2 protein-coding genes are annotated in these 9,706 nt (G+C 53.1%); both read right to left on the bottom strand.

Features of this window, described 5'->3' with window-relative positions:
• The coding region (locus J7438_RS17695) for a hypothetical protein (protein WP_209277596.1) at positions 1-2,597 on the bottom strand (2,597 nt) is incomplete at its 3' end.
• Positions 2,598-2,929: 332 nt separating this feature from the next.
• Complete coding sequence (locus J7438_RS17690) at positions 2,930-9,526, bottom strand: AAA family ATPase (protein ID WP_209277595.1); 6,597 nt, start codon at positions 9,524-9,526, stop codon at positions 2,930-2,932.
• Positions 9,527-9,706 lie beyond the last annotated feature (180 nt).

The following is a 9,706-nucleotide window of genomic DNA, read 5'->3' as shown; positions in this document are numbered from 1 at the left end:
ACGGGATGCTCCCGGACCCTCCGGGCCAAATGCACCAGACGCCGCTCCTGCCGGGACCAGTGATGGCGCTGTCGGGCAAGGAGGGCATCGGGCAAATCCTGGCACGGCCCGGGTAACTGATCATCAATAAAGTTGGTGGCCAGTAACTCCCGGATCTGTTGTGATTTCTGTTGGTCGGTCTGATTCAGAATGGCAGCAATCTGGCTCTCCAGCGTCCCGGTTGTTTGGCTGATGATGGTGCCCTGCCTGAGTGATGCCCGGTGAGCAATCAGGGTATCTTTTAAGGTTGAGCGCAGGTTCCCGTCAAACAGGCGTTTTTGCCGGGCCAGCCGAAGATCAACACCCAATCGCTGTGCCAGGGGCCGCTGCTGTGCCCGGGGGGCGGCGGCGACCATATAGGTGGCCAGCTGCTTCACTGCGTCGCGACAAATAGAGTGCGGGTTGTTGATGTCCTGGTGTACCGTGGCCGGACAGTGCCGGGCCAGCGTCCAGAAACAAGCCTCAATGTCCCTCAGCTCAGGGGCAGGGTGGTCGGTCAGCCATTGCTCCAGGGCGGATCGGTCAGCACGGTTGTCGGCGGGTTGATCAGGGTAATAGCAGGCAATTTTCGCCTTAATGAAACTGTAAATCTCCGGATCGCCGCGATACGCCTTGGCCAACAGCACATGCAAGGCCCGGCGTTGATGGCAGGGCAGAAGCCCTGGGCTACCGTCCAGCAGGCGTTCTGCCTCGGCCTGTTGCTCAAACCGATACTGAAAATCCTCCCCGTTCCAGGGCGGCCTGTCCGGATAGTTCCTTTGACAGGATTGGGGCAGTGACATCAGCAGGGAGTAGACCGGGTTTTCCGGTGCAGGTGGTTGGCTGTCGGAAACGTTGAGCAGGGCGTTGATCAATGCTGAGCCGGTGGTTTGCTGCCTCGGGGGGGGCATGAAGGTGACCCGTGCCTTTGGCAGATCCATCTTGTGCCCATGAATAAACAGGTAAGGGGCGGGCAATAACAGGGTTTCCAGGTTGGCAGCCAATTCCGGGTTGCGCTCCAGACCATAAAGGGTCGTTGGCGTCCCATTGACCAGGGCATCCAGCAGTGGACTGTTGGTCAGGGAAAAGGTGAAACGGCTCTGGCTGATGAGGTTGACCTGTTGCAGGGATTCCAGAGTGTCCCCGGGGTTGATCTGATAGATGACAGTGGCGCAGTGTTGGTTGTTGGCTCCAGTGGTTGGCCAGTGGCCAGCCCTTGCAGTGATCAACCGGTCGGTTGGCAAATTGGCAAACAACTGTGGTCTTTTACTCTCCGGTAATTCCTCCAGTCGGCACAATAACCATAACCACTGTTTGTCATCCAACTCGCCAGTAAGCACCAGTTGCCTGCAACCTTGCAGCAGATTAGCGAGCATCTCCGTTTGCACAACGGCAGTGCCCTCTATCATCACATGGCCTTTGAGACGCTCCATTGAGCTGCCGTTAATCACCACAAACGGGCTTTGGGGACAAAAAACGGTGCTGTCGCTGATCGTCTGGTCTTTCCGGGCATTGAGTTCGGTGGCACAGACATGGGCTACGGACAGGGACATCTGTTCAGGCAGCCGGACCCATTGCTTGTTGGCGGTAAATCCGCCAACCCGTATGGCCGTTGCCAGGGCTGTCTGAAAGCCAGTGTCGTCCCATGGTGCGTTGTTAAACACCAGGTGGGTATTCTCTTTCAGGTTGGCCAGGGCCCCGTCAGAAAAAACCAGCCAACCCCGATCATTGAGGGTGATACCACCAAACAGTTGGTGGTACCAGTTGTCGGTGGTGGCAAAGTCGATGGTGACGCGGAGGGGATTGGCCGGGATGTCTTCCGTGGTTTTTTGGGCCAGCAAGGTTTCATCGGTCACCGAGTCGGCAATATAGTCAGCTTCTGCCAAGACCTTTTCCGGCATTTGCCCTAATCTGCGCCAGAGGTCGGGGTTGGCCGGCTGGCTCCCGTCCAGCATTCCGTGGTTGACCAGAAATACCCGCCGGATGTGGTTGCCCAGTGGTTTATCGTTACATTTGGGTCCCACCTGAAGAAGGTCATTAAAGCTGGCGATATCACCGGGTTTCATGGAGGTCAGGTCAAACACCAGGGTCATCGGCTCATCAGTAAACAGTCGGCCTTTTGCTTTTTGTAATTGGCCGCCCTCTAACCAGGTTTGTTGCATCAGACCATGTTTTTCCAGATCATCCAGCGCACGAATGCAATACGTTGCAGGCTGTTCATGGCGTAGTTGATCAATAATTCGCTGTTGGGTTAACGGAGTATTGGCAAAAAAGAACTCACCGGTACTCAGGCTCTGATGGGCCGCTTCCTGATCCGTTGAGCGGGCGGTGGAGTGATCGCTTTGAAAGTGAGAGGTAGCTTGACAGGCGGCTGTCGTCCTTTGTCCTAAGTCAGGCGTTGGGACTTTTTGGGGTTCTATTAATCTTGATCGCTGTGCTGAAGGCTGCTCAGGCGCTGCTTCGTCATCGGGAAAAACGGATGTTTTCCTTTTGTCTCCCGCCGGATGTAATAAAGAATGGGTTATTGTTTGATTTGGAAAGGAGTGGTAGTTGATAACTTTATTGGTTGTTTTGTTCATTTGATCATCCACGCCTGATTTATGAATGCCAGTGTCAGGAAATTATGGACAACAAAATAATAAGAACGTTCCTTCCACTGCAAACGCATGAACATTTATCGAGCAGTCATTGTTGAGCGGTTTGCTAATGCGCTTTTGGATTTCTGGTTTATTCGGATAGTTTGACTGATGGCTCGATAGCCCTTGCCCTGTTGAAATCAGGTTTCCCGGAATCTGACTTACCGACAGTTGTCCATAATTTCGAACTATCGTTTATGAATTTTTCCCGGGTTTATTTGTCCTACCCAATAACCAAAAAACGGCATGACTAATGTTTCCTTCTCCCTATTTTCCTAATCTGCGATCAATGTAAGAAACTCGTCTAAGAGGACAAGCAAATCATCCGTTTGAAGAACCACAGCGGAAGGTTGGTTAAAATAGCCTTTTATACTTTCCGGGGGTAATTTTAATTGGAGCATGGGATCAACACCATCATCGCCATCCGTAAGGAAGAACTCCTGGATAGGCTGGATAGGCTGCATTGTCTCAGCATAGTAATCATAAAACATAGCCAACCAAATGGGAGGAGTGGCATGATGAATGTGATGCGCTGCCAGCCAACAAAGGAATATTTGTTTTACTATATTATTTAACGTTACAAAATCCTTTTCACTCTCATATATTTCCCTGATTTCTGATCTAATTCCGGATTTTATTCTTTCCTCAATTTTTTTGTCTACCTCTTCTTTTGGTAAAAAAGTACAATTGAAGATAATGGGTTTGTAGCTTATAGATTTTGATACGTTCAGGAAAGCAGCCTCGCCGGACATAAGTTTTTCAGGGATGATAATGCTATTGCCCACAGGCTGGTAGTGAAGTTGTTGATGGACGCGAGGCTGCGATAGACGCTGCAATAGAGAGCGGCTCATGGTCATCGTTTTTATAAACTTTAAGCAGCGTTCTGAACATCGTACGATGTGAATACCTTGTTGTTTACTTGCATCAAAGTCAGTTTTCAAGGGGCTTAGAGGATAAGTCCCAAGCAATAATTTTACCCGGTCTTTTAACTGACAGGAGTCACAGGACCCAGAGAACGTCTGTAAGATAGCCAATAGTGCATATTTCAGAAATTGAGGCGCTGAGCGGTAAAGATCACATAGCCAGTTCAAATAGTGCACATCAGGCTTTTGTGTATGTAACAGGTGACATAATTCCGGCAGACACTGGGTAATTAAAAATTTTTTCGTACCGATATTGCCTTTAACATCTGCCATATACCAAGCGCTTTTTTCTATGATATGTTCCCAGTCTTGTATGTTTTCACCAAACCGGTAAAACATTTGTGGCGATAATAGTATCCCCCAATTATTCGGCAAATCTTTGTCAAGGCTGGAGCCTAAAGGTTCTCTGTGGAATTCAGAGTAGATATCTTTAAATTTGTGCATAAGCTCAGTCGAAACTGAGCCGTTTTGGTTTTGCTGTAATTCACATGTAAGATGAGAAAGACAATAGTCAATTTTGAGCTTCAACGAAACTCCCGGTGAATCGATCAATTGGTCGGAATACCCACTTTTAGTGGGCAGCTTCAGCTTAGAAAAGTCTGGTTGACGATACTCCCCCCAGTCGGGTTCTGTGATATCTGCAGTGGCCCGTCCGCCGCCACCGAGTTGGTATTGTCGCCAGGTGTGGCCGCCATCGGGGCTGATCTCAACAAAACGGTGCGAAGCATTCTCTACTTGCCGGGCTGGAATACCCCAATAGTGGCAGAGTACCTGGAAGATCATCGCCTTGTGTCGGCAAACCCCTTGTTTCTCCCTGAGCATATTCAGCAACAGCTGTTCATCTTGCCCGGTCACATTTTTGCTATCGGAAAATGTATCCAGCCAACCCATCAACGCATTGAGTCGTTGCGGGATATCCAAGATCCCATCGATGTCATGCAGCTCTGCATAGGCTTCGCAGGTGTTGGTTCCGGAGTAAAAAATCTTCTCTGCCAGGAGATCTGCAAGCCGTTGACTGCACAATCCCTCTGGTAATGTAAGCCGGTCGCCCGGTCTCAGTCGGGTAAAATAGGTTTGCCCGCGGGCAATGATAAAGTCCACCGTTACCGGTGACGCTGAGGATGCCTTACTTTTGATTAACAGTTGCCCTGTCAGCTCGCTTCGGGCCAGCTCAATGGGGGTGTCCGGGGTGCAGCGCAGTGCCCGGAGCTGGTCTTTGGACGTCAGGGCAGGCAGGGGCTGCCACTGGTTATTCAGGATCAGCGTAAACTTGCCGGGCAGTTCATCGGCTTCAAGGTCGGTTCGCCAGACGAGATCACCAGGCCATCCTGCCACAGAGGTTATCGTGCCATTTGTCCAGTCGATGGGGTAGTTGCGCAACTGGCCGTCTTCATCCAGACGGGTCTGGAGAAAAGAGAGACGATATTGGCAGGCATCGTAAGGGTGTTTGGGGAAGTATCTGGTGACCTTATAGTGGCGGGGAGCCACAATATCGCCAAATGCGGAAGGGTAAGCCAAATGACTGGTTTTTTTTCGCTTTACCGTTGACCCGCTCTTGCGGCTGATCTCCGGGCCTTGTTGCATGGCATGCACAATCGTCATGACGTTCTGAGCTGTTGCCTCCGGTGTCACTGTGATTTCACGGTCATGACAACGGGGTACAGGCCCGAATGTTACCGTGATGGGCGTCAACAGTCCGGGCATGCTATTAGCGCTGGCCTCAAGGGCCCGGCGCCGTTGTTCTTCCTGCTTGATTCGTTCCAGGCGTGCTGCATCCTCCAGCAGCGGAGGCAGCAGTGTCTGCAAGGCGCGAAAGGGCAGTGACAGGTGTTTTTGCAAGGCCTGATACCACTGTTCAGGCCTCTGACTGGCCAGATGCCGGGCACTGCTGAACAGGTCGTCCAGTGACAGTTGCACCGGGCAGTTCTGCTGATGCAGTGCTGTGGATAGTTGGTGGAAGTGACCCGCCAGCCATTGGGGCAACCCGTCGGGTATCTCGGGCAATCCCTGCACCAGCCTTGCCAGGTCTTCCGGGTCAAGGGCCGCCAGCCTGATTTGGGTGCAGCGGCTGGTCAGGGCCTTGCTCAGTGCTTCCCGTCCGACAAAATAGCCGGGATTGATGGTGGCAAACAGGCGGAACCCCGGTGCTGCATGGCCGGTCAATACATCATTCAGCAACCCTTCTGCATAGTGGCTGGGAATCAGGTTAAGCTCACTGATGGCGATCAGTTGCCCCTGGCTCATGGCCTGTTTAACGCTCTCGGCCAGATTGCTCCACTGGTTCGGGTTGGCATTGATATGGACAAACGGGCGTACTGGCCGTTGCTTCCTCTCTTGTTTTTGCCAGAGCCGGATGGTTCTGCCCAGCACAAAATCCTTGCCCCAGCCTGCCGGCCCTTCCACCAGCATGGCAGTGCGTCCCGAGTCATCCTTGTCCAGACTTTGCCAGTAGCGGTAGACCAGTTGCCGGACAGGCTCCGCAGAGAAGTCACCATCGGGGTTGGCGGCCTGCAGTCGTTGGATAAAATCAGTAAAGCTGCAGTCAACCCCCGCCAAAAGGGACGGATCTTCCTTGAACTGGCCCTGGTACCAGACGTTGAGGGTGTTCAGCCGTTGCTGGTATTCCGTGGTTACAGCACCGGCCAGGCTGTCCATAAATGCCCGCCTGATCAGGGCGTTGACTTGCGCTGGCGTGTCTTCCCCGGTAGCGGAACAGTGACGGAGAATCTGGCGAACGGTAGCCAGCACATCGATGATATCTCTGGGTGTGGTCTGGTCCAGCAGCTCGCGGAACTGGTTGTACAGGGTTAATAGCCGGTCACAGGTCTGGTGTTTCAGGTGATCAGGCCAGGCCTCCGGCAGGTTGGGCAGAATGATGGCGTTGGCCAGCACGCTGTCTGGCAAGGGGTTGTAGAAGAAGGTGGGAATCCGTGATTTCAACGTATTATCCAGGTGCCGCCCCGAATAATGATCCGGATTACCGGTGAGAATAATCCGGTGCTGTTGGTGTTCGTTGAGTCTGTATTCCCGGCCCTGATAATGGAGCACCGGCGGTTGCCGGGTTAAACCGGCCAGGGGCGCAAGCAGGCCCTCTGGCACCAGGTTGGCTTCATCAAGCACCAGCAGGGGCGGATTGTCCGATAATGCCCACTGCAGCAGTGGCCCTTCGCGAAATTCGGTGCAGTGATCCACCGCTCCATTGCCGGTTGGATAACTGACCAGCTGTTGCCCACCAAACAGGGCTTCTCGGGTGTGGTTGGGCCCAAGCTGAAGCACCTGACAGGCTGGATAACCAGCCTTGGCGGCAATGGCCCTGGCCATAAAGGTCTTGCCGGCTCCGGCCTCGCCCTGCAGGAACACCACGGGATGCTCCCGGACCCTCCGGGCCAAATGCACCAGACGCCGCTCCTGCCGGGACCGGTTATGGCGCTGCCGGGCAAGGAGGGCATCGGGCAGATCCTGACACTGCACTGGCAACTGATCATTAACAAAGGCAGTGGCCAGTATCTCCCGGATCTGTTGTGATTTCAGTTGATCGGTCTGATCCCCCATCAGAATTGCAGCAATCTGGCTCTCCAGCGTCCCGGCCGTTTGGCTGATGATGGTGTCTTGCTTGAGTGATAGCCGGTGAGCGATCAGGGTATCTTTTAAGGTTGAGCGCACATTCCCGTCAAAAAAGCGTTTTTGCCGGGCCCGCCTCAGGTCGACCCCCAATCGCTGTGCCAGGGGCCGCTGCCGTGCCGGGTGGGCGGCGACGACCACATAGATGGCCAGCTGTTTCACCCTGTTGTTATCTATGTCATCCGGTGCTTTGATACCTTGGTGTACAGTGACCGGACAATGTCGGGCCAGCATCCAGAAGTCGGCCTTGATGTCCCTCAGTTCCGGAGCCGGGTGGTGGGTCAGCCAGCGCTCCAGGGCGGATCGGTCGGCACGGTTGTCGGCGGGTTGATCCGGATAGTAGCAGGCAATTTTCGCCTTGATGAAACTGTAAATCTTCGGATCGCCCCGATACGCCTTGGCCAACAGCACATGCAAGGCTTGGCGTTGATGGCAGGGCAAAAGCCCGGGGCTACCATCCAGCAGACGTTCTGCCTCGCACTGTTGCTCAAACCGATACTGAAAATCCTCCCCGGTCCAGGGCGGCCTGTCCGGATAGTGCCTTTGACGGGATTGGGGCAGTGACATCAGCAGGGAATAGACCGGGTTTTCCGGTGCAGGTGGTTGGCTGTCGGAAACGTTAAGCAGGGCGTTGATCAATGCTGAGCCGGTGGCTTGCTGCCCCGGGGGGGTCATGAATGTGGCCCGTGCCTTTGGCAGATCAATCTTGTGCCCATGAATAAACAGGTAAGGGGCAGGCAATAACAGGGTTTCCAGGTTGGCAGCCAATTCCTTGTTGCGCTCCAGACCATACAGGGTAGTTGGCGTCCCATTGACCAGGGCAGCCAACAGTGGACTGTTGGTCAGGGAAAAGGTGAAACGGTTCTGGCTGGTGAGGTTGACCTGTTGCAGGGACTCCAGGGTATCCCCGGGGTTGATCTGATAGGTGAAAGTGACGCAGTGTGGGTTGCAGGCTCCCGTAGCCATTGCAGGAAGCAACAAATCGGTTGGCAAATTGGCAAACAACCGTGGTCTTTTACTCTCCGGTAATTCCTCCAATTGGCACAATAACCATAACCACTGTTTGTCATCCAGTTCGCCAGTAAGCACCAGTTGCCTGCAACCTTGCAGCAGGTTAGCGAGCATGTCTGTTTGCACAACGGTAGTACCATCTATCATCACATGGCCTTTGAGACGCTCGATTGAGCTGCCGTTAATCACCACAAACGGGCTTTGGGGACAAAAAACGGTGCTGTCGCTGATCGTTTGGTCTTTCCGGGCATTGAGTTCGGTGGCACAGATATGCGCTACGGACAGGGATATCTGCTCAGGCAGCCTGACCCATTGCCGGTTGGCGGTAAATCCGCCAACCCGTATGGCCGTTGCCAGGGCTGTCTGAAAGCCAGTGTCGTCCCATGGTGCGTTGTTAAACACCAGGTGGGTATTCTCTTTCAGGTTGGCCAGGGCCCCTTCAGAAAAAACCAGCTGACCCCGATCATTGAGGTTGATACCACCAAACAGTTGGAGGTACCAGTTGTCGGTGGTGGCAAAGTCGATGGTGATGAGGGGGACATTAGCCGGGATGTCTTCCGTGGTTTTTTGGGCCAGCAAGGTTTCGTCGGTGACCGAATCGGTAATATAGTCGGCTTCTGCTACCACCTTTTCCGGCATTTGCCCCAATCTGCGCCAGAGATCGGGGTTGGCGGGCTGGCTCCCGTCCAGCATCCCCTGGTTGACCAGAAATACCCGCCGGACCCGGTCGCCCAGTGGTTTATCGTTACACTTGGGCCCCACCTGAAGAAGGTCATTAAAACTGGCGATATCACCGGGTGTCATGGAGGTCAGGTCAAAAACCAGGGTCATCGGCTCATCCGTAAACAGTCGGCCTTCTGCTTTTTGTAATTGGCCGCCCTCTAGCCAGGTTTGTTGCATCAGGCCGTGTTTTTCCAGATCATCCAGCGCACGAATGCAATAGGTTGCCGACTGTTCATGGCGTAATTGATCAATAATTCGCTGTTGGGTTAACGGAGTATTGGCAAAAAAGAACTCACCGGTACTCAGGCTCTGATAGGCCGCTTCCTGATCCGTTGAGCGGGCGGTGGAGTGATCGCTTTGAAAGTGAGAGGTAGCTTGACAGGCGGCTGTCGTCCTTTGTCCTAAGTCAGGCGTTGGGACTTTTTGGGGTTCTATTAATCTTGATCGCTGTGCTGAAGGCTGCTCAGGCGCTGCCTTGTCACCGGGAAAAACTGATGCTTTCCTTTTGTCTCCCGCCGGATGTAATGAAGAATGGGTTATTGTTTGATTTGGAAATGAGTGATAATGGCTAACTTCATTGGTTGTTTTGTCCATTTGATCATCCACGCCTGATTTATGAATGCCGGTGTAAGGAAATCAAGGACAACAAAATAACAATAACGTTCCTTAGCCATAAATTGATCCATCATCTGTTCCTGATTACGGCTCGTGACTGTCACAAATACTCATGACGATTGTTCGTCACCCTCTGGTATGAAAGATTTGCCACGGAGG

This window comes from Thalassotalea sp. G20_0, from assembly GCF_017744175.1.
Classification (GTDB): Bacteria; Pseudomonadota; Gammaproteobacteria; order Pseudomonadales; family Endozoicomonadaceae; genus Endozoicomonas.
Note: the sequence above shows the minus strand (reverse complement) of the source record. Positions and strands in the feature narration are given on the sequence as shown.

What these genes read in the sequence shown, in the direction of transcription:
- J7438_RS17690 (WP_209277595.1), bottom strand. Translation starts at nt 9,526, where the DNA reads ATGGACAAAACAACCAATGAAGTTAGCCATTATCACTCATTTCCAAAT.